Origin of the sequence: Paenibacillus sp. FSL H8-0537 (assembly GCF_038051995.1) — a bacterium.
Lineage (GTDB): Bacteria > Bacillota > Bacilli > Paenibacillales > Paenibacillaceae > Pristimantibacillus.
The window spans coordinates 5,069,656-5,090,234 of sequence record NZ_CP150290.1 but is presented as its reverse complement, the minus strand read 5'-3'; the positions used below and the strand labels follow the sequence as shown (position 1 = coordinate 5,090,234).

Sequence of the window (20,579 nt, the reverse complement as noted above, 5' to 3'; positions counted from 1 at the left end):
TTCGACATATTCGTTTAATATTTTCACCATACATAGTGCTTGAAGCATGTTAGATTTGGGTAGCGGACTAGTAAAAAAGGCTGGGTTTGATGCGGGAGGAAGAGGATCGAATGATCGGATTTTTCAGGAAACGTTTAGTGGCGCGCATTGTTGCGGTAGTTACGCTAGTCATTGTTATTATTTCTGCCGGCAGCGTATTGCTGCAGTTGGCAAACATGAAGTCAGCTGCACAGAAGGCCATTTCCAGCTATAACATCCAGATTGCCCAAAGCTACGTCAACCAGCTGGATACAGCTACTTATGCTGAGTTTGCCAAAGAGCCGAAGGAAAATGATTTGTTTTTGACCATACGTGATGAGCTCGATGATTTTCGGGTGCGCATTGGCGCCATGTATGTGTATTTCGTGAAAATTGATGACAAGGGCACGCCGCTTATTATGGTAGACGGCATGAAGGATATCGATAAGGCATCTCCGATTAATGAAGTGACGGATATGCCTAGTGAAGCAGTCCAGGCGCTGCTGCAAGGGAAAACGGCGAGCTCACAAATTATTGATAATGAGGAATACGGAAAATACATTTCCTCGTATGCTCCAATTGCCGACAGCAATGGTGCTTTAATTGGTGTCATCGGCATTGATACGGCTGTATCAGTTATAGGCGATATTGAATCGGATATTATTAAGTCGAGCATTCCCTTCTATGCGCTGCTGCTGTTTATTACGATTGCGGGCATAGCGATCGTATCGCGCTTCGTCGTGAAGGGACTCAGACCGCTCAAAGCATTGAAGGCCAGTGTCGATAAAATGGCGCATGGCGAGCTGGCGCAGGCCAATCAGATTTTGACGGCGTATCATCTCAGAAGCGAGGATGAAATCGGCAGCACGTTTAAAGCGATGATTCATATGTCTGGCAATTTGAATAAAATCATTAGCGATATGGTTGCAGGTGTGGCGGCAACGACGGATATATTAGTAGATTCGACGGAGCAATTCAGCCGCAATGCGGAGGAAATGCTCGTCATGAGCAAGACGGTTGATCATTCCGTACAGCATATTCGGCAGGGTGCGCATACGCAGAAGCAAGGCGCAGGCGACAGCGCGAATGCGATGGTGGAAATTGCTAAAGGAATTACCAGCGTATCCGAGTCTTCTACTGCAGTTTCAGATGCGGCAACAAGCGCTTTGGCTACAGCTCAATCCGGTAAGCAAAGCATGACAGAGATGAAAAACCAGATGAAGAACATTTCCGTAGTAGCCGGAGATGTCGCTGCGATGGTGGAAGTGCTGAGCGGCTACTCACAGGAAATTGGCGGGGCGCTGCAAGCGGTTCGGGATTTTGCCACCCAGACGAAGCTGCTGGCGCTGAATGCCTCGATTGAAGCGGCCCATGCAGGCGAGCATGGCAAAGGCTTCGCTGTTGTGGCCGATGAAGTGCGCAAGCTGGCGGAAGCTTCAAGCCTATCGGTGCAGATGATATCGGATCTGCTGCTCGGCATCCAGCAGGAGTCCCAGCAAATCGGTACGAAGATGGGCGTTACCGCGCAAGAAATTGGCCAAGGCGTAGTCATTACGGCGGAAGCGGAGCAGGCTTTTACCCATGTGGTGGATGCCTTCCGCATCGTGACGCAGCGCATTCAAGAAGTATCGGCATCGGCTGAGGAGATGACAGCAGGTTCTGAGGAAGCTGCGGCGTCCGTCCATGCGATTGCGCATATTGCATCAGGCGTTTCGGAACGCTCCGATGAGATTTACCGTTTGACCAGCGAGCAGTCGGTCATGTTCCAGAAGGTGGCTCAAACGTCGAATCTGCTTCGGCAGCAGACACATGAGATGAGCGAAGCCGTAAAGAAGGTTAACGTATAAGGCATTAGAACAAGAGTGGGGCGCATCCGGGCGTCCCGCTTATTTTTATTCGGAAATAGAAACAGGTATAATAGACAAGAGGAAAGAGCAGGAAATCATAGAGGAACAGCAAGAAGAGGAGGAGCTTATGCGCAAGCCGTTAAAAAGAGTAGGGATATTCCTAGCTGCAGCAGCTGCTATCGTCATTTTTCTTTATTTTCAAAATAATGCTTTGACGGTGTCGTCATTTCAGCTTTCATCGTCCAAGCTGCCGCAGGGGCTGAAAGATTTTACGATTGTGCAGCTGTCCGATGTGCATGGCAAAAGATTTGGCGATAATCAGACGCGGCTCGTTCGCAAGGTGGAAAAACAGCAGCCAAACCTTATCGTCGTTACAGGCGATTTAATTGATAGCAGGCGTGGAGGCGAGGCGGAAAGCCTTGAGCTAATGGCAGAAATCGTGAAGCTGGCCCCTGTTTATTATGTGACGGGCAATCATGAATATGCTTACGCGCGTTACCCGGAGCTGGAGAAAAAGCTGCTGGAGCTGGGCGTTCATGTCCTGCGGAATGAAGCGGCAAGCATACCCGTGCTAAATAGGAATGGAACTGGTGATGGGACAGTGGCTGGAGCTGGGGAAATCCGATTGCTAGGAATCGACGATCCCAAATTTTCAGCGTATGGCGGACATGATGCGGAGGCGGCGGAGCAAAATATTCAAACAGCTATTGAAGACTTTGACAACATAGCCGGGAAAGAGAATACGGGTGCCTCTACAAAAGCGGAGGCGGGAAAGCAATCCGATGATGGGCTTTACACGATACTGCTCTCCCATCGTCCCGAACTGTTTGACGTCTATGTTCGTGCTGGAATGGATCTGACCTTCTCGGGACATGCCCATGGCGGGCAAGTCAGACTGCCGTTTATTGGCGGGCTCATCGCTCCGGGACAGGGGGTTCTGCCCGTGTACGATGCAGGCCAATATGTAAACGGGGTCGCGTTTATGCTGGTCAGCAGAGGACTTGGCAACAGCGTCGTTCCCCAGCGCTTATTCAATCGCCCGAATATTGTAGTTGTGAAGCTGTCAGAACATATTCCATAAAGGCATCCGCTAATAAAGCTTCAAGCAAGCATTAATTGGCGTGTTCGAATGATACGCGGATCATATATAAATAGGTTAAGCAGCCTATCCTCAACCAAGGATAGGCTGCTTTTTTATGGAAAAGCAAGCGGAACACTGTCGGCTTTACAGCGTATGTCAACCGCTTGACATACGGAAATGCCAACCATATACTAGGGGTACATATGTATGCAATAAAATGTGAGAAATGATCAGTTCGATGTATATTTGCTAGAAAGCTTGGAAGTAAACGCTATAGATTCGGCTGGATTGCTGGATAACGTTTGGAGGAAGCCCAATGTCGACGATTAAAGATATCGCGGAGAAAGTAGGGGTGAGCGTCACTTCTGTTTCTAGAGTACTGAACAATAGAGGATATATCAGCGGAAAGCTTAAGAAAAGAGTGCAGGAAGCAATGGATGAGTTGAACTATCAACCCAATCAAGTTGCCCGATCCTTGATTCTGAAGAAATCCAATATTATCGGTCTTATTATTCCAGACGTCTCACACCCGTTCTTCGGGGAAGTGACCAATCATATCGAATATTATGCTGACAAGAACGGATACAAAATATTGCTCTGTAATTCGCAATTAAACATGGTCAAAGAAAAAGAGTACATTAATATGCTGAAGGCCAGCCAGGTAGATGGAATTATTATGGGCAGCCATACGATGGACATAAAAGAATACACTTCCATCAAGCTGCCAATGGTGACCTTGGATCGTCAAATCGCGGATACGATTCCCTATATTTCATCCGATAATTATAAGGGTGGAGAGCTGGCTACAAATTTGCTGATAAAAAAGGGCTGCAAAAAAATTGCACACATCAGCGGAAATCTTCATCTTAATTTACTGGCAAAATTGAGACATGATGCGTTTAAGAAAGTGATTACAAACAAGGGCATTGAGCATATCGTTTTACAAACCGATTTGAATGGCTTTGATTATGATGAATATGATCAGCTGGTCACCAAAATGTTTTTAGAAAATCCAGATATAGACGGGGTATTCGCTAGCAGTGACATCATCGCTGCTCAGGTATTGAAAGAATGCCATCGACTAGGCAAGTCCGTTCCTCAGGATGTGAAAATTATAGGGTACGATGGTATTCAATTAGGAAAACTTATAACTCCCGCTATTACAACGATTAAACAGCCAACCAAGGAAATTGGCAAAATGGCTGTGAGACTCATCATGGGTCAGATTCAAGGCGAAGCTGTATCACAGGAAAATATATTGCCAATTGAATTGATTGAGAGAGAAACAACCTAAAGGCTCATTTAATCAGGAGGATGAATATGAATTTCAAAAGCAGAGTATTACCAGAGCTACGAGCAACGTTAGAGCAGCTTCCACCATTAGACTTGCCAAATGATTTGCAGCTTTTTCGAAGCTTCCCATTACAAGAGGCAGAGAAGTCTCCTCATGTGGCAACGAGAAACCAAATGATTGCTGGCCCTTCCTCAAATTTGCTGCTAAAGATTTATGAACCTGTCAACAGACTCGAAACAGCCTTGCCTGCATTATTATGGATTCATGGCGGGGGGTATGTTCTTGGGCATCCTGACTCAGATGATGCTTTGTGCGAAAGATTTGTTGTGGACACCCATTGTGTCGTCGTTTCCGTTGATTATCGTCTTGCTCCTGAGCACCCTTATCCTGCGGCGATAGACGACTGCTATGCCGCACTAAAGTGGATGGCTGCTACAAGTGAATTAAACATAGATTTAACAAGAATAGCCGTCGCTGGGGCTAGTGCGGGCGGTGGTTTAACGGCGGCCCTTTCTTTAATGGCTCGTGATCAAGGTGGACCTGCTATCTCTTTTCAAATGCCCTTGTATCCGATGATTGATGATCGTAATGCAACGGCCTCCAGTCATGAAATTACCACAAACCGTTCGGTTTGGAATCGTGATAATAATAGGGCAGCTTGGGGCTTGTATTTAGGAGAACATGCTTCCGGCACCATTCCCCCCTATGCAGCTCCTTCCCGCGCAGAAAGCTATGAAGGACTGCCGCCTACGTATACATGTGTTGGACAATTAGATCCTTTCCGGGATGAAACTATTGAATATGTGGCACGGTTGGCTCAAGCTGGTGTAGAAGTAGAGTTTCAAATGTATCCCGGCTGCTTCCACGCTTTCGAATTAGCTGCACCGCAAGCGGAAGTCAGTAGGCGTGCGAGTAAAGGCTACGTAGAAGCTTTAAATAGAGCATTAAATCCGCAGAAAATGCGAGGTTGATTGCTGGTTAATTATGTTAAACTTCAAAAAAACGGTTGCTTTCGCAGCCGTTTTTTATATTTTCGAATGAGTATAATGCTGGAAAAAATGATTTCTTATAGGTATTCAAAAATGGATGCAGGAGGAGTATTCCTGTTATACTGAATAAACCATAAGGGAGGGAACCGGATGCCTAAAATAGATGATGTGGCTAAAAAAGCGGGTGTTTCAGTCACTACTGTGTCTCGCATTCTTAATAATCGAGGTTACATAAGCAGTACTACACGCGAAAGAGTCTACCAGGTTATGGAGGAGCTGAACTATCAACCGAATGAACTTGCGCGGTCATTGTTCAGGAAAAAGTCGAATTTGATTGGGCTTATTATTCCAGAGATTGCTCACCCATTTTTCAGTGAATTAACGCAATATATTGAATATTATGCATTTCAAAATGGTTACAAATTATTATTGTGCAACTCGCAAAATGATCGGACAAAAGAAAAACAATATATTGATATGTTGAAAAAAAATCAAGTGGATGGCATCATCATGGGGAGTATGCTGTTAGAGACGGATGATTATTTGCAATTGAAATTGCCTTTAGTATCATTTGACAGAAGTATTTCTGAGCATGTTCCTTTGGTGACCTCTGACAATAAGACTGGCGGGGGACTGGTGGCAAAATTATTGCTTGATAAGGGATGCCGAAAGCTGGCATTTATATATGGAGGCATAAAAGGCTACAATCGTGACTTATTAAATAATAAAAGCATATTTTCAGGACTTAGATATGAAGGATTTTCAGCTGAGTGCAAGGAAAGAAACATCGAGATTTTGAACTTTTACTTGGAAATCAATGATTATACGGATATCGATAATGGTGTAGAACAACTTATTCGTTTTTTGCAAGAAAATAAGGATGTTGATGGCATATTTGCAACAAGTGATGTCATTGCCGCCTATGTCATTCAAGCGTGTTTAAAGCTTAACAAGAAAATTCCTGACGATATCAAGATTATTGGTTATGATGACGTGGTTCTAGCCTCCTTAATTATGCCTAGAGTAACAAGTGTGAAGCAACCGATTGAGGAAATGGCCAAACAATCGGTAGAAATCATTATTCAGAAAATTAACGGTGAGACGGTGAAGAAAGATTATATGCTGGGGGTCTCTTTAGTAGAAAGAGGGACGACCTAGCAAGGTGGGGATGAGCGATGAGCAAGTCCCCTTTTTCATGCTCAAAAGCTTCATCCTCAAAGTCATTATTTTTCTTCCGTTGAGAATATTTTCTGCCGCATGGAGGCATAATAACCATACAATAATAATTTATATGTCAACCGCTTGACACACGATATGTCAAACGGTTAACATATAAATTGAAAGTGAGTTTGAGTACGCTTTCAAAACTAATTATGGGGGAGTAACAATGAAAAGATCCAAGGTAATAATTTTAGGTGTTTGTTTGGCGTTAGTGTTTTCGATATTAGCAGCATGTTCAAAAAATAACAGCACCAGTAATGATCCAGAAGCATCCAGTGGGTCAAACTCATCCCAGTCGTCTAAGGAAGTGAAGCTCACTTTTTTTAACACCTCGGCTGAAATAAATACGGTTTTTGAAAATCTTTTTAAAGTCTACAAGCAGGAGCATCCAAATGTAACCATAGAACTGATCCCCACAGCAATTGGTGGAGAGCAGCTTCAAAAATTTCAATCCCTTTTAGCATCCGGCAAGCCGGCAACGATCGCTAACCTTGATGCGGGAACGATTCATCAATATAAAGATAAATTCCTTGATCTGGAGTCGGAGAAAGCAAAGTATGAAAATCTTGCTCTGCCAGGTGCTATAGATGGCGCATTGCTTGACGGCAAATTCATCGGCGTACCTTACACAGCTCAAGGCTATGGCTTGCTGTACAACAAACGTATAATCGATGAAGTAATCGGCAGCTCTTTCGATCCGTCAACGATTAAAACAAGAAGTGATCTTGAGGCGTTATTCAAGAAAATTGAGGCTGCCGGTAAAGCTCCGGTCATCATCCACGGTGCAGATTGGTCCTTAGGTGCTCACTATCAAGGATTGGCATACTCCTTGCAATCCAATAATGTGGAGGAAAACCGTAAATTTGTAGAAGAGCTTAAACAAGGCACTGTCGATTTGTCGACGAATACAGCATTCAACGGTTTGATGGATACATTCGACCTGTTGAAAAAATACAATGCAAGGAAAAATGATCCGCTAGTTGCTGACTACAATAAAGATAGTGCTGATTTTGCGAAGGGCGAAGCAGCCTTTTATTTCATGGGAGATTGGTCATGGGCCGTTATTGGACCTCTTGAAGGACGTGATAAAGATTTCGGCATACTTCCCGTTCCTATCAGCGATAATGCTGCTGATTTTGGAAATTCGCAAGTGGCTTACACGGAGCCTAAATTGTTTGCCATTGATAATTCGGGTTCAACACCAGAGCAGCAGGAAGCGGCTAAAGCTTTTATTGAATGGATGATTACAAGCGAAGCGAGCCAAAAAGCAATTATCGGTGAAGCCGGTCTTGCTATGCCGTATAAAGATCGTAAGGTGGAAAGCTCAAACCCGATGTCTAGTGCGATTTCGAAATATGTGGCTGAAGGTAAAACGGTTAATATCGGGGTTATCAACTATTTCCCTTCGGATTGGTGGTCGAAAACCGGAGCTTCTATGCAAAAGTATTTAGTGGATAAAATCGATCGGGCAGGACTCACAAAAGAAGTGCAGGATTATTGGAAATCAACCGCTGGGAAATAATGAATACGTATCAATCCTGACAGGTCAAAGGGGTGAAGCGTTTATGCTGATCCCCTTCTCTGATCTGAAGTTGAATTTACCAATTAAATGATAAGAGGATGTAATGGCTATGACAAACAAGAAATTTCTTCATAACACAGGCACCTTTTTAATCTTTGGGGGTCCGTCTGTATTTGCCTTTTTTGCTGTTGTTCTGATCCCCTTTCTATTTGGGCTTTATCTCACGTTTACAAACTGGGATGTGCGGAGCGGGGATCATACATTTCTAGGTTTAGCAAATTACGTGGAGGTATTTCAAGATAAGACTTTCCTCACTCAATTATGGTTTACCTTGAAATATGTGCTTTTTACCGTTGTTATCGCCAATGTTGCTGCATTTTTTCTTGCATTTGCCTTAACTAGTGGATTTAAAGGACAGCAATTACTACGGACAGGTTTTTTTACACCTAATCTTATTGGTGGTCTAGTGCTGGGCTACTTGTGGCAGCTTCTATTTTCTCAGGTTTTACCTTATTTAGGCCAAAAATACGGCTGGGCACTATTTGAAACCTCTTGGCTGACTGATACGAACAAAGCATTTTGGGCATTGGTTATCGTTTCAGCATGGCAATTAATCGGATACCTCATGATTATTTATATTTCTGGACTTATGAGTGTCCCGGTTGATGTAATAGAAGCTGCTGGCATCGACGGAGCAAATGGCTTTAATAAAATTCGTAAAATCATTTTGCCGCTTTCTGCGCCAGCGATTGTGATTTGTATTTTCATCTCCATTTCACGTTCTTTTTTGACTTACGATCTTAATTTAGCTTTAACCAAAGGCGGGCCCTTTAATTCAACAGAATTGTCCTCTTATCATGTTGTCCAAAAAGCTTTTCTTTCAAATGAATATGGGGTGGGTCAGTCTGAAGCCGTTGTATTATTCGTAATTGTGGCTGTTATTGCTTTGACCCAAGCGTACTTTCTGAAAAAATTGGAGGTCGAAGCGTAATGCGGAGTCCTAAACCATTAGCATTTTTAAAAACAATCCTTCTTTATCTCGTATTATTGTTGTTTTTATTGCCTTTTTTACTGGTGATTCTGAATACTTTTAAAACCACTCAACAATTTGTAGAAAATCCGTTGTCGTGGCCCAAGCAATTTAATTTCGATAATTACATTAAAGCCATTGATGATATGGACTTTATGACCGGATTTTTAAATTCCAGTATCATTACGATTAGTAGTGTATTTATTATTATTTTCTTTTCGTCCATGACAGGCTATATGTTTGTCCGTTTTAAATGGAAGGCTAATTCTATATTATTCTTTGCCATGCTGGCCTCTATGACACTTCCCTTTCAGGCATTGATGATTCCTCTTGTTTTGATCTATGGGGAGCTTGGTCTTCTGAATTCACAAGGAAGTCTGCTTTTTATGTATTTGGGATTCGGTGTTCCGTTTGCGGTATTTACTTTCCATGGATTTATGAAAGGCGTGCCGCTTGAGCTGGAGGAGTCAGCTTTCATCGACGGAAGCTCAAGATTAAGAACTTTTTTTCAAATTGTTGTTCCGTTGTTGAAACCGGTAATGGTCACTCTTATTGTTCTAGACACACTTTGGATTTGGAATGACTATTTGTTGCCTAGTTTAATTTTGCAATCGCCATCCATGAGGACATTGCCTCTTTCGAACTATGGATTTTTCTCAACCTATTCCGTCGATTTTTCCCCATTAATGGCAGGGTTAATCATGACGATTATTCCAGTGCTGATTCTTTATCTTTTGCTCCAAAAACAAATCATTAGGGGAATTACTGAGGGAGCTCTGAAATAAAGCACAGACAAGAGGAGTAGATGATGTGTTTGGGTTTGAAGATAAAATAGCGTTTGGAAATAAAGGGAATGATTTATTAACGGTTGGGGAACTTCTTATCGATATGATAGCTGCACAATATGATGAAAATTTTGAAGGCAATACGTTTAATAAGTTTTTCGGTGGGTCGCCTTCGAATATCGCTATGAATGTTAAGAAGCTAGGCATCCATTCTCTTGTAGCCTCTGCTGTAGGGAAAGATGGTTTAGGGTCTTTTTTAATCGAGCAATTGCGAAAGATGGATATTGATACGAGTGGTATCCAGCGAGTCAATGATTCAACCAGTATGGTTGTTTTAACAAAGAGTACATCAACACCTGTCCCTATATTTTATAGAGGGGCTGATTATCATTTGGCCTTTGATACCGTCCTTCATGAATCCTTAATGAATTCAAAAATCGTTCACTTTTCTTGCTGGCCTCTTTCCATGGAGCCTGCGCGTCATACGCTCGAAAAAGTTATTGAGATAGCGAGTGAAAATCATATATGGATAGGATTCGATCCTAATTATCATCCCATGATTTGGAAAAGCGGCGAAGATGGCATCGAATATGTGAAGTCCATCATTGGCAAGGTTGATGTTATAAAGCCTTCTGAGGATGATGCAGAAAGATTGTTTGGAAAAGACACCCCTGAAAACCAGCTGAAAAAGTTTCTGGATCTGGGTGCAAAGCTAGTCATCATGACCTTGGGTAAGGATGGCGCAATCGTTTCAAATGGAATAGAGACGCTTAAATACAGCTCTTTGGCGACCGAGGTTGTGGATACGACAGGAGCAGGAGATGCGTTCTGGTCAGGATTTTATACGGCGGCCATTAAAGGATACACCATTAAAGACGCGATAAGCCTAGGCTTTGCAGTCAGCGCTTATCAGTTGAAATATACGGGTGCAGTCGTGGATTTGCCAAAGCTTGAGGTCATAAAAGAAAGATATGGAATATAGGAGGCTCTCAATATGGCCGTGAAAAATCAGGTGCAGCTTATTACTTATCCCGATTCAATGGGAGGAGACTTGAAGGCTCTAAACCATGTCCTTCTTGAGCATTTTTCAGATGTGTTTAAAGGTGGCATTCATATTCTACCGCCTTTCCCATCCTCAGGAGACAGAGGATTCGCTCCATTGACTTATCTAGAAATCGAGCCTAGCTTTGGTACTTGGGATGATATCAGGGCCATTGGAGATCATTTCGATGTATTGGTTGATTTAATGGTTAACCATATTTCAAGGCAATCGGAGTATTTTCAGGATTTTCTCCAAAAAGGGCGGAAATCCGAATTTGCTGATTTATTTCTAACCTTGGATAAGCTTTGGGAGGCAGGAGAGCCAGTTCAAGAGGATATTGCCAAGATGTTCTTGCGGCGGCCATTACCCTATTCCTCCTATTCCATTGCGGAAACAGGGGAAGAAGAGAAGGTTTGGACGACGTTCGGAAAAACAGATCCATCGGAGCAAATTGATTTAGATATAAACTCCCAGCTGTTCAAACAACTGATTACAGATTTCTTTATGAATTTTAAGCGGCAAAATGTAAAAATAGTCAGACTAGATGCGGTCGGATATGTGATTAAAAAACTTGGAACGAGCTGTTTCTTCGTTGAGCCGGAAATATACGAATTTCTTGATTGGATGATGGAACTCGCAAATTCGTTAGAAATAGATTTGCTTCCTGAGGTACACGCTCATTATACTACCCAATACAAGCTGGCAGAGCGCGGCTACTGGATCTATGATTTTATACTGCCATATAGAGTGCTCGATGCTTTGATTAATAAATCCAGCCAGGAGCTGTGTCATTATCTTAAAACCCGGCCTGAGAAGCAGTTCACTATGCTCGACTGTCATGATGGAATTCCGGTTAAACCTGATATGGATGACCTCATAGATACGAAAGAGGCAAGGAAGCTAGTGGATGTTTGCTTAGAAAGAGGCTCCAACCTCAGCCTTATTTTATCGGACGAGCACAAGGCTGACGATGGTTTTGATGTTCATCAAATAAGATGCAGTTTTTACTCTGTTTTGAATGGGGACGATGACGCCTATTTAGCAGCAAGAGCTATTCAATTTTTTGCACCAGGAGTGCCTCAGGTTTACTATGTTGGTTTACTTGCAGGGGAAAATGACCTTGAGGGTGTAAAGAAAAGCGGAGAAGGCCGTGAAATTAACCGCCATAATTTTAGCCTGGAGGAAATTGAGCAGTCGCTTGAAAAAGAAGTCGTGCAGAGACTTTTAAAGCTAATCAGGTTCAGAAATGAGTATGAAGCTTTTAATGGGAAATTTACAGTGTTGGATTCATCTAAGGATGAAGTTCGATTGGCATGGGAAAAAGATGATTGGGCCTGCAGTTTGTTTATAAATCTTCATACCAATCAGTCTGTCATTGAATATTCGGATATCGAGGGTAGAACCGTTCAATATATTGTATAACAAGAGAGTAACAAGAGAGCTCTGGCAAGCAGACTTCAGGTAAAATAATTTAAAGAAGCTTTCACTCCCCATAGTCCGTGGAGTGAAAGCTTCTTTTTCAATAACCATCGTTATTCGTGAATATTGCTTTTCTTACAGCACTTTACTCAGAAAAGCTTGCGTACGCTCATGCTGCGGCGCATCAAAAATCGCAGCGGGCGCACCTTGCTCGACAATATAACCACCATCCATGAAAATAACACGGTCAGCGACTTCGCGGGCGAAGCCCATTTCATGAGTTACGACGACCATCGTAATGCCTTCATGAGCCAAATCCTTCATCACTTGAAGCACCTCGCCGACCATTTCCGGATCGAGTGCAGACGTTGGCTCGTCGAACAGCATGACTCGCGGATTCATCGCCAGCGCGCGAGCGATCGCGACACGCTGCTGCTGTCCGCCGGACAAGCGAGCGGGATATTCATCCTTTTTAGCAGCCAGACCGACTTTATCCAGCAGCGCTAATGCCTGCTTCTCATTCGTCTCCTTGCTCGCCTTCTTAATATGCTTGGGCGCAAGCATAATGTTCTCCAACACCGTCAAATGCGGGAACAGATTGAACTGCTGAAACACCATGCCGACATTTTGCCGCAGCTTGTCAATATTCGTCTTAGGAGCCGTGACGGTTACGTCGCCGATTTTCACAACACCGGATGTCACTTCCTCCAGCAAATTAAGGCAGCGAAGGAAGGTGCTTTTGCCAGAGCCGGAAGGGCCGATGATGCAGACGACTTCCTTTTCGATAATGGTGGTGGAAATATCGCGCAGCACCTCGTTGTCGCCAAACCTTTTCTTCAAACCCTCTACAAAGATCATTTCAGGCTCAGCCTCCTTTCAAGCACACGGGACAGGCGTGAGATACCGTAAATAATGATGAAATACAGGACGCCGACCGTTCCCCAAATTTCGAAAGCGCGGTAGTTGGTGGAAATGATAATTTCACCGCTCTGGGTCAACTCCCTAATGCCGATAACGGACAACAGCGAAGTATCCTTGATGCTGATCGTACACTGATTGACGAAAGCGGGAATCATGCGGCGGAACGCCTGCGGCAAAATAACGAGGCGCATGGTCTGCACCTGGCTTAAACCCAGCGAGCGAGCGGCTTCCCGCTGTCCGTTATCAATGGACGAAATGCCGGCGCGGAAAATTTCCGCAATATAGGCGCCAGCATTGGCACTGATTGCAATGATCCCAGCTGTCTCAGCAGGTATGCGGATATCGAGAAAGGCTGGCAGGGCGAAATAGATGAAAAACATTTGAACGAGCAGCGGCGTACCGCGAATAATATCGATATAAAGCGTTGCAATAAACTTTAAAATTTTATTCGATGATGTATTCATCAATCCCGTAATTAATCCGATTACGAATGCAATCAGCAGCGAGATGACAACAATTTTGACCGTTATCCATAACCCTTGCAGCAGCAAGGGCATCGCATCTACAATAACTTGCCACGAGGACATCATGAAATTCACAGCTCCTTCATTTCACAGGATGTCTTCGGCTTTATTTTGCAGACGTTCCTATATATTTTTTAATGATTTCATCGTATTTGCCGCTTTCCTTCAGCTTCTTGATGCCGTCATTGATTTTTTGCAGCAGTTCCTCGTTGTCTTTGCTCACTGCGATGCCGTACTGGTCGCCTGTGAGCCTTTCGCCAACGATTTTTAAATTAGCGTTTGGATCAACGGCAAGCTTGTAAGAAATAACTGGAAAATCCTCGATAGTAGCATCGGCATTTTTGTTGACTACCTCTTGGAACATGGCTGGGCTGCTATCAAAATAATTAAGGGTTATGTCGTATTCCTTTGCTAATTCCTCGGCTTTTTTAGAGCCGGCCGTTCCTTTTTTAATCGCAATGACTTTGCCCTTCAAATCCTCTGGCTTCGTAATCGAATCATTATCCGAATGTACGACCAGCGACAAGCCTGCTTCAAAATACGTATCGGACAGGTTTACAACCTGCTTGCGCTCATCGGTAATGCTGATGCCAGCAATAGCAGCGTCAAGCTGTTTAGCTGTAATAGCGGGGATAATGCCCTTGAAGTTCATCGGCTTCAAATCCACTTTAAAGCCTTCCAGTTCACCAATGGCATGGATCAAATCGATGTCGATACCGACGTATTTGCCGTCCTGCTCGTATTCAAAGGGTGGAAACGTAGCATCGGTTCCAATGGTGTACGTCACAACCTCATTCGATGAGCCCGTGCCATCCGAGGCGGCTGGTGCATTTTCGCTGCTGCTGCCGCATGCGCTAAGTGTAAGAGCAAGCAGACCGGTAATTAAAAGTGATCCGATTTTCTTCATAAATGAAAACCCCATTTCCATTAATGTTAGACTTATTAACCTTCTGCCACCTATTTTAATGATCCGACTATATAAAATAATAAAATCCGACAGAAAATAATGTCGGAGAAATTTGTAAGCGTTTTATATTTACAATGCTGTCATAAATCCTGTTAGATAAGGTTACGCAACTGGGAGCAGCTATTCATCATAATAGAAAAAAGGCGCATATTTCGCTCGAAGCTTAGTATAGCCAAGCGTTATTGACATATACGAAGCATATAGTGTATATATACTATATATACATTAAACAGCTAAGCATGGTGATGGGAATGAACATTATTGTATCCAACGCTTCGAATGATCCGATCTATGTACAAATTACCCAGCAAATTCGCAGTCTGATTTTAAGCGGGATACTGGTCTCAGGACAATCGCTGCCTTCAATTAGGCAGCTAGCTAAGGATTTGCAGATCAGCGTCATTACGACGAAGCGGGCTTATGAGGAATTGGAGAAGGAAGGGCTTATTGATTCTGTTGTTGGCAAAGGCTCATTCGTAACCGGCATAAACGCCGATTTTGTGAGAGAGCAGCGCATGAAGCGGCTGGAGCAGCAAATGCTCGCGGTCATTAAAGAGGGGAAGGCGCTGCGCCTGAGCCTGAGTGAAATTCAGCAGCACATCGAGCTGCTATATGAGGAAGGAGATTTGGACATATGAGCGACATCATTAAGCTGAACGAAGTATCCAAGCAGTTTAAAATGTTCGGTATCCAGCCTCTGTCCTGTGCATTCAAGCAGGGGTACATAACCGGGCTGATTGGCCCGAATGGAGCAGGCAAAACGACATTAATTAAAATGATTATGGGCATTACCCGTCCGGATACGGGGGGAATAGCGATTTTTGGACAGTCCCTAAGCTTGCAGGAGGCTGAAATTAAGCAGCGAATCGGCTTTGTATCCGATGAGTGCCATTATTACGAGCATATATCGATCCATTCAATGAAAAATATTATAGCCCCATTTTATAAAAAATGGGACGACCACGCTTTTTACCGTTTGCTTGAGCGCTTTGAGCTGTCGCCCAAAATGAAAATACGCAGCCTTTCCAAGGGGATGAAAATGAAGCTGGCTCTTGCCTTTGCGCTATCCCATCAGGCCGATAAGCTTGCTTGAGGCTCCAAGCGTTAAAGCAGCGTTTATCGGCATTCGGGAATCGCTCGTCGGGTTTGAGGGTCTAACAGATCGAGGGCATGAAATAGCTGCTATGGTGGGTGATGGTGCGGAGCTTAGTCGTCCTACGCTGGAGGATATTATGTATTTTACCGCTAAGGGGGAGAAGGGCTATGCTGCTGCTATTATGCTCATGACCTTTTCTGCTACCTTGGATGCCAAAAATAAAAGCATGATCGTCATTGCCAGCCTGCCTGTCAGCAGTAAATCGATCGTGCAGGCGAAATATGCAGCCGTCCTTTTATTTACACTCATAGGGATTGTCGCTAGCGTATCCGTATACGCTATTAATAGAACAATAGTAGGAAGGGATATGGTGTATGCGCCTTCCTTTATCCCAATCATTTTTTTCATTATTGCTTTGTATGCTTCGCTTTATTATCCGATCTATTACTGGTTTGGTTTTAGAGCAAGTCAGATAGTAGGCATGGTAGCGGTTGCCCTTCCTGTCACTTTTCTCTTGGCTTTGGGAGGTGTGTCCAGCAGCGCGGATACGCTAAACTTTCCAGCGGCAGCAAGTGCAGCCTTTCTGGCGGTAGGCGGTTTGCTGCTCATCATTTCCTATCGGCTTTCCCTTTTCTTTTTGGAGAAAAAAGGAGCAGCCTAGCCGCCAGAGGAAGGCGACAGCCGTTTACGCTTGAAATATAGGAAAGGATATGATGTTTTGATCCAATCTCTCTATTTCTACGCGAAACGTTAGCTTTGCCGCCAGAAGACGGCGACAGCCGTTTACGCTTGTTTCATTTTTTCCATCGCTTCCATAAAAAACACTTGAAGAAATTTTTTAATATTAACCTTGCCTTTATCGGGCGTGGCGTCCTCATCCATCATTTTCATCTTAAGCCGGACATCCTTGAAATCAAAATATAGCGGAGCATAATGCTCGAACTTCGGATTGCTGTAATCCGTCAGCCCAATGGAGGCGATATTGGTTAGCGCCGTCATGACGGCGCGGCGCATCCGCTGCTCAATCGCTTTGCTTTCCTTGTCAATGTCGCTCTGGCTTTGCTTGCTTGTGCGAGCCACGGCTTCATATAATCCCTTTAATGGCGGGAAAGCAGCAGGCTGCGGCTGCGCGGCCAAATGCTCGACGGCGGCGATCATATCGCGGCTTCCGGCTTCACTAATAATGCCCATATCCATTAAAATGTGGCGGGCAGCTTCGCGGATGCTGCGCTCCTGCACGGCTGGCGGGCGCTCTATAATATCGAGCTTGGCGAGCGACTGCTTCATTTCCGTAACATAACGCTCATATTTCCAGCTTTCATTCATCTTATGTAGAACAGCTTGCACTTCTACGCGATTGATGGGCTTATGGATAAAAAATTCAATGCCGCTGCGATAGGCTTTTCCAACCATTTCTTTATTATCGATTTGCGAGATCATAATAAACTTGCCGCCGTAGCGGATGGCCCGGAGCTGGTCGATCGTCGTAATGCCGTCCTGATCGGGCATGAGCATGTCGATCAGCACAACATCGGGCTTCAGCTCATCGATCAGCATCACTGCCTCGACTCCTCCTCCAGCTGTACCCAATACTTCGCCTAAACCAGATTGTTCAATTATATTGTGCAGCATACGTCTGCTGACGGCATCATCATCTACGATTATGAAGCTAATGGACATGGAGCGCCTCCTTCAAGTTTGGCGTTGTACCTGGATGGTTTAGCGCAGCAATGGACAGCTCGACGATAAAAGCGGTACCCGGCCCATCATCCAGCTGCTCTGCGCGAATCGAGCCCTCAAATGAAGTAATAATATCACGCACATGGGATAATCCGATCCCGGTTGCTGCAATTCCCGTTTGATCAAATTTGGTGGTGAAGCCCGGTTCAAACACGAGCGCTAGTTCCTCAGGCGGTATGCCGCTGCCTGAATCGGCAACGATCATAATCAGCTTGTCGACATGCTGGCTGATTTCAATGTCAATGGAGCCGCTGCTTTCAATCGCTTCAACGGCATTTGCCGCCAAATTGTTCAATATGGAGAGCAGTGCAATATAATGTGGCGTAATCAAATCAAGCGTCACTCGCTGCTGAAAAGCAATCTTTTTCCCCAGCATTTCGCTATATTCCACATTGCCTTTCCTCACATAATGCACGACTTCCACGAGGCTCATCTGGGTAAGCGTTTCATTATCGAACAGCTTAAGCAGCCCGGCGAGAATGCGCTGTGTATCTTTTTTAACCTCATGAATTTGCTGGGTGACGACGAGCGCCTGCTTGGCGAGCAGAGGCTGCTCCTGCCGCAGCTTGTCGTACAGCTCGAAGCTGCTGGCCGTAATGCCTTCAATATTATCCATCGATTTCCGCAGGTAGAACGCTTCCCCATACAAGCTGGAACCGACATTCAGCATTTGCTCTATGCGCTTCTCCTGCTCTCCGTGAAGCATTTTGAACTGCTGGATGGCAATGCTGTTGTACAGCCCGATGACAAAGTAGCTGCGAATAACAGCCGTTATTAGCAGTAGGGCCAGTTCATTGAAGTGATAGGGCGCTGTGCCGAGAAAAATATTTCGAAACAGAAGCTCCAGTAAATTGGAGGAGAAGTCCACAAGTGTAACGAGTGCGCCCAGCGCCAGCGGCTGAATTTCCTTGGAGCCTCCCAGCAGCTTGCCGAGACACCAGGCGAAGAAGGTATAGTATAGGGCGGCGGGAGCATTATTTTGCAGGCCAGCTAATAGGGAAGTGGAATTCGTGTAGATCAGCCACTCCACGGATTGGAAGATGACAGCGGCAATACCGGCTAGAAACCCCGTTTTGACAAACGAAAGATGGCGAAATTGCAGCAGAAAAAATAAAAAGATGCTGACGCCGAGCCCAATGCGGTAAAAATCCCCGCTAAACGGAGTGATCCTGAATTCGGCCCCGATGGCTGTTGCGAGCGCGATGCCGACCATTTGTATTTTTTCATTGCGAAATAAAGAATACATTTAGCTCGCTCCGCTCCTAAATGGCGATCTTTGATGATATATACCCTAACATAAAAAAAGGCATTTTTGAATAGTGTCGTTGCGGCCCCATCAGTGGTTTTTTGTGAAGAATGCTGTAAGGGGGATTGTTCAAGTTTGAAAAAGTGTGTTATTATTAAAACGAACATTTTCAAACCTATTCAGGTGCGCCTGATCATTTCATTTTATTATCCTTGAGGAGGAACTATTAATATGGAAATTCGCCACACAACTAACCCAACGGATGTAAAGCAATATACGACGGAGCGTCTTCGTCAGGAATTTTTGATCGAAAGTCTGTTTGAGCAGGATCGCCTTACTTCTGTTTACACGCACTATGACCGCATGGTTGTTGGCGGCGCATTCCCTGTGAACGAGAAGCTGGCGCTGGAAGCGGGAGATACGCTGAAAACCGAATATTTTCTGGAGCGCCGGGAAATTGGCTTCCTGAACATTGGCGGCGATGCTGTTATTACCGTTGATGGCGAGTCATACGAGCTTAGCCGTCTTGATGTTTTATATGTAGGTAAAGGCAAGCGTGACGTTCAGCTGGCAAGCAAGGACAAAGCAAATCCAGCGAAGCTGTATTTCTGTTCGGCGCTGGCGCATGCGGAATATCCGACTCGCAAAATGACGATGGAAGAAGCGAACCCTACTCACCTTGGTTCCCTGGAAACGTCCAACGAGCGCGTATTGTACAAGTATATCCATGGCGATGGCATTCAAAGCTGTCAATTAATGCTGGGCGTAACGAGCCTCAAAACAGGCAGCGTTTGGAACACGATGCCTTCGCACGTACATGACCGTCGTATGGAAGCTTACCTGTACTTCGATGTGAACCAAGATGCACGCGTATTCCATATGATGGGCGAGCCTTCGGAGACGAGACATTTGGTCGTTTCCAATGAGCAAGCGATTATTTCGCCGCCATGGTCGATCCACTCGGGCGTTGGTACGAGCAACTACACGTTCTGCTGGTCGATGGCAGGCGAGAACTACACGTTCACGGATATGGACGCTGTGAAAATGGAAGAGCTTAAGTAACATGCTTGCCGCTGAACGTCATCGACAAATTATTATTCAGCTGGAGGAGAAGGGCAGCGTCAAAGTATCCGAGCTGAGCGAGCGTTTCAAGGTGACGGAAAAGACGGTACGCGAGGATTTGGAGAAGCTGGAGGAGAAGAGGCTGCTGAAGCGCATGCATGGCGGAGCGGTGCTTCCTCCAGATGAGGAGAGTTTGTTCCCCTTGCAATATCCGAACAGCAAGCATCAGCAAGAGAAGGCGGCAATCGCCGAGCAGGCGTTAACCCATATTGCTGAAAATGATATTATTGCGCTGGATGCGGGCAGCACGACGCTGGAAATCGCTCGGCGGCTCAAAAACATGCCGCTGACCGTGCTAACGAATGATCTGCTCATTATTCGCGAGCTGACGGCAAAGGAGCAGATTCGCCTCGTCATTCCCGGCGGCTATCGTTTTCAAAATCTGCTCATTGGTACGGACTGGCAGGAGTGGGTCAAGCGGCTGAATGTTCATAAGCTGTTTTTATCGACGACGGGCATTCACCTGGAGTACGGGCTGACGATTTTCACCGAGGAGCTTGCCAAGCTTAAGCAGGTTTATATGGAATGCTCGCGTGAAATTTATTGCGTAGCCGACCACAGCAAGTTCGACAAGGGCGCGCTTCTTACGTTCGCCGCGTTGAAGGATGTCCATACGATTATAACCGATTCGCACATTGATCCGGCTGTCGCTGCCAAATACGAGCAGCAGGGCGTGCGTATTGAAAAATCCTAATTTTTACAGGTAGAAAAGAAG

General features: G+C 44.8%; 20 protein-coding genes. 15 read left to right on the top strand and 5 right to left on the bottom strand.

Features of this window, described 5'->3' with window-relative positions:
* The first annotated feature begins 110 nt into the window (after window positions 1-110).
* The 10 genes from MHB80_RS21455 to gtfA all read left to right on the top strand — a co-directional run bounded on the left by MHB80_RS21455 (window position 111) and on the right by gtfA (window position 12,251).
* A complete protein-coding gene (locus MHB80_RS21455) occupies window positions 111-1,865 on the top strand; it encodes a methyl-accepting chemotaxis protein (RefSeq protein WP_341278884.1) in 1,755 nt (584 codons plus the stop codon).
* A gap of 127 nt (window positions 1,866-1,992) precedes the next feature.
* Window positions 1,993-2,946, top strand: coding sequence for a metallophosphoesterase (locus tag MHB80_RS21450; protein ID WP_341278883.1), 954 nt, complete (start codon window positions 1,993-1,995; stop codon window positions 2,944-2,946).
* Between the two features lie 316 nt (window positions 2,947-3,262).
* Entirely contained in the window at window positions 3,263-4,240 is a 978-nt protein-coding gene (locus MHB80_RS21445) for a LacI family DNA-binding transcriptional regulator (protein WP_341278882.1), read from the top strand.
* A 26-nt stretch (window positions 4,241-4,266) separates the two neighbouring features.
* On the top strand, window positions 4,267-5,211 hold the full coding sequence (locus MHB80_RS21440; RefSeq protein WP_341278881.1) for an alpha/beta hydrolase: 945 nt from the start codon (window positions 4,267-4,269) through the stop codon (window positions 5,209-5,211).
* Between the two features lie 168 nt (window positions 5,212-5,379).
* On the top strand, window positions 5,380-6,387 hold the full coding sequence (locus MHB80_RS21435; RefSeq protein ID WP_341278880.1) for a LacI family DNA-binding transcriptional regulator: 1,008 nt from the start codon (window positions 5,380-5,382) through the stop codon (window positions 6,385-6,387).
* 229 nt (window positions 6,388-6,616) lie between these two features.
* Complete coding sequence (locus MHB80_RS21430) at window positions 6,617-7,972, top strand: ABC transporter substrate-binding protein (RefSeq protein WP_341278879.1); 1,356 nt, start codon at window positions 6,617-6,619, stop codon at window positions 7,970-7,972.
* Window positions 7,973-8,081: 109 nt separating this feature from the next.
* Window positions 8,082-8,963, top strand: coding sequence for a sugar ABC transporter permease (locus MHB80_RS21425; protein WP_341278878.1), 882 nt, complete (start codon window positions 8,082-8,084; stop codon window positions 8,961-8,963).
* Complete coding sequence (locus MHB80_RS21420) at window positions 8,963-9,787, top strand: carbohydrate ABC transporter permease (protein ID WP_341278877.1); 825 nt, start codon at window positions 8,963-8,965, stop codon at window positions 9,785-9,787. Before MHB80_RS21425 ends, MHB80_RS21420 begins: the two co-directional genes overlap by 1 nt.
* A 25-nt stretch (window positions 9,788-9,812) precedes the next feature.
* Entirely contained in the window at window positions 9,813-10,769 is a 957-nt protein-coding gene (locus MHB80_RS21415) for a carbohydrate kinase (protein ID WP_341278876.1), read from the top strand.
* Window positions 10,770-10,781: 12 nt separating this feature from the next.
* The gene (gene gtfA / locus MHB80_RS21410; RefSeq protein WP_341278875.1) at window positions 10,782-12,251 is read left to right on the top strand and encodes a sucrose phosphorylase; all 1,470 of its coding nucleotides are present in this window, start codon (window positions 10,782-10,784) and stop codon (window positions 12,249-12,251) included.
* Between the two features lie 132 nt (window positions 12,252-12,383).
* Here the strand turns inward: gtfA and MHB80_RS21405 are convergent, their stop codons facing one another.
* The 3 genes from MHB80_RS21405 to MHB80_RS21395 are packed head-to-tail and all read right to left on the bottom strand — an operon-like array spanning window position 12,384 to window position 14,600.
* A complete protein-coding gene (locus MHB80_RS21405) occupies window positions 12,384-13,106 on the bottom strand; it encodes an amino acid ABC transporter ATP-binding protein (RefSeq protein ID WP_341278874.1) in 723 nt (240 codons plus the stop codon).
* On the bottom strand, window positions 13,103-13,759 hold the full coding sequence (locus MHB80_RS21400) for an amino acid ABC transporter permease (RefSeq protein ID WP_341278873.1): 657 nt from the start codon (window positions 13,757-13,759) through the stop codon (window positions 13,103-13,105). The genes MHB80_RS21405 and MHB80_RS21400 overlap by 4 nt, the downstream gene beginning before the upstream one ends.
* Window positions 13,760-13,799: 40 nt before the next feature.
* Window positions 13,800-14,600 carry a transporter substrate-binding domain-containing protein gene (locus MHB80_RS21395; protein ID WP_341278872.1) on the bottom strand — a complete coding sequence of 267 codons (801 nt, stop codon included), beginning with the start codon at window positions 14,598-14,600 and terminating at the stop codon, window positions 13,800-13,802.
* A 311-nt stretch (window positions 14,601-14,911) separates the two neighbouring features.
* Between MHB80_RS21395 and MHB80_RS21390 the strand changes: the two genes are divergently transcribed.
* Genes MHB80_RS21390 through MHB80_RS21380 form a run of 3 tightly spaced genes read left to right on the top strand, consistent with a single transcriptional unit; the run spans window position 14,912 to window position 16,417 of the window.
* Window positions 14,912-15,298 (top strand): GntR family transcriptional regulator, encoded by a 387-nt coding sequence (locus MHB80_RS21390; RefSeq protein ID WP_341278871.1) that lies wholly within the window; start codon window positions 14,912-14,914, stop codon window positions 15,296-15,298.
* Window positions 15,295-15,753, top strand: coding sequence for an ABC transporter ATP-binding protein (locus MHB80_RS21385; protein WP_341278870.1), 459 nt, complete (start codon window positions 15,295-15,297; stop codon window positions 15,751-15,753). The genes MHB80_RS21390 and MHB80_RS21385 overlap by 4 nt, the downstream gene beginning before the upstream one ends.
* On the top strand, window positions 15,746-16,417 hold the full coding sequence (locus MHB80_RS21380) for an ABC-2 transporter permease (RefSeq protein ID WP_341278869.1): 672 nt from the start codon (window positions 15,746-15,748) through the stop codon (window positions 16,415-16,417). Before MHB80_RS21385 ends, MHB80_RS21380 begins: the two co-directional genes overlap by 8 nt.
* Before the next feature lie 122 nt (window positions 16,418-16,539).
* Here the strand turns inward: MHB80_RS21380 and MHB80_RS21375 are convergent, their stop codons facing one another.
* Both MHB80_RS21375 and MHB80_RS21370 read right to left on the bottom strand, forming a co-directional pair.
* Window positions 16,540-17,436, bottom strand: coding sequence for a response regulator (locus MHB80_RS21375; RefSeq protein WP_341278868.1), 897 nt, complete (start codon window positions 17,434-17,436; stop codon window positions 16,540-16,542).
* Window positions 17,426-18,742 (bottom strand): ATP-binding protein, encoded by a 1,317-nt coding sequence (locus tag MHB80_RS21370; protein WP_341278867.1) that lies wholly within the window; start codon window positions 18,740-18,742, stop codon window positions 17,426-17,428. Before MHB80_RS21370 ends, MHB80_RS21375 begins: the two co-directional genes overlap by 11 nt.
* A gap of 231 nt (window positions 18,743-18,973) precedes the next feature.
* On the opposite strand from MHB80_RS21370, the gene kduI reads away from it, so the two are divergent.
* Together kduI and MHB80_RS21360 are read left to right on the top strand one after the other, a co-directional pair.
* Window positions 18,974-19,804 carry a 5-dehydro-4-deoxy-D-glucuronate isomerase gene (gene kduI, locus MHB80_RS21365; protein ID WP_341278866.1) on the top strand — a complete coding sequence of 277 codons (831 nt, stop codon included), beginning with the start codon at window positions 18,974-18,976 and terminating at the stop codon, window positions 19,802-19,804.
* Between the two features lies 1 nt (window position 19,805).
* On the top strand, window positions 19,806-20,558 hold the full coding sequence (locus tag MHB80_RS21360; protein ID WP_341278865.1) for a DeoR/GlpR family DNA-binding transcription regulator: 753 nt from the start codon (window positions 19,806-19,808) through the stop codon (window positions 20,556-20,558).
* The last annotated feature ends 21 nt before the right edge of the window (window positions 20,559-20,579 follow it).

Excerpts from the sequence above, each read along its gene's own strand:
- MHB80_RS21455 (WP_341278884.1), top strand. The coding sequence starts at position 111 with ATGATCGGATTTTTCAGGAAACGTTTAGTGGCGCGCATTGTTGCGGTA.
- MHB80_RS21450 (WP_341278883.1), top strand. The coding sequence starts at position 1,993 with ATGCGCAAGCCGTTAAAAAGAGTAGGGATATTCCTAGCTGCAGCAGCT.
- MHB80_RS21445 (WP_341278882.1), top strand. The coding sequence starts at position 3,263 with ATGTCGACGATTAAAGATATCGCGGAGAAAGTAGGGGTGAGCGTCACT.
- MHB80_RS21440 (WP_341278881.1), top strand. The coding sequence starts at position 4,267 with ATGAATTTCAAAAGCAGAGTATTACCAGAGCTACGAGCAACGTTAGAG.
- MHB80_RS21435 (WP_341278880.1), top strand. The coding sequence starts at position 5,380 with ATGCCTAAAATAGATGATGTGGCTAAAAAAGCGGGTGTTTCAGTCACT.
- MHB80_RS21430 (WP_341278879.1), top strand. The coding sequence starts at position 6,617 with ATGAAAAGATCCAAGGTAATAATTTTAGGTGTTTGTTTGGCGTTAGTG.
- MHB80_RS21425 (WP_341278878.1), top strand. The coding sequence starts at position 8,082 with ATGACAAACAAGAAATTTCTTCATAACACAGGCACCTTTTTAATCTTT.
- MHB80_RS21420 (WP_341278877.1), top strand. The coding sequence starts at position 8,963 with ATGCGGAGTCCTAAACCATTAGCATTTTTAAAAACAATCCTTCTTTAT.
- gtfA (WP_341278875.1), top strand. The coding sequence starts at position 10,782 with ATGGCCGTGAAAAATCAGGTGCAGCTTATTACTTATCCCGATTCAATG.
- MHB80_RS21405 (WP_341278874.1), bottom strand. The coding sequence starts at position 13,106 with ATGATCTTTGTAGAGGGTTTGAAGAAAAGGTTTGGCGACAACGAGGTG.
- MHB80_RS21400 (WP_341278873.1), bottom strand. The coding sequence starts at position 13,759 with ATGATGTCCTCGTGGCAAGTTATTGTAGATGCGATGCCCTTGCTGCTG.
- MHB80_RS21395 (WP_341278872.1), bottom strand. The coding sequence starts at position 14,600 with ATGAAGAAAATCGGATCACTTTTAATTACCGGTCTGCTTGCTCTTACA.
- MHB80_RS21390 (WP_341278871.1), top strand. The coding sequence starts at position 14,912 with ATGAACATTATTGTATCCAACGCTTCGAATGATCCGATCTATGTACAA.
- MHB80_RS21385 (WP_341278870.1), top strand. The coding sequence starts at position 15,295 with ATGAGCGACATCATTAAGCTGAACGAAGTATCCAAGCAGTTTAAAATG.
- MHB80_RS21375 (WP_341278868.1), bottom strand. The coding sequence starts at position 17,436 with ATGTCCATTAGCTTCATAATCGTAGATGATGATGCCGTCAGCAGACGT.
- MHB80_RS21370 (WP_341278867.1), bottom strand. The coding sequence starts at position 18,742 with ATGTATTCTTTATTTCGCAATGAAAAAATACAAATGGTCGGCATCGCG.
- kduI (WP_341278866.1), top strand. The coding sequence starts at position 18,974 with ATGGAAATTCGCCACACAACTAACCCAACGGATGTAAAGCAATATACG.
- MHB80_RS21360 (WP_341278865.1), top strand. The coding sequence starts at position 19,806 with ATGCTTGCCGCTGAACGTCATCGACAAATTATTATTCAGCTGGAGGAG.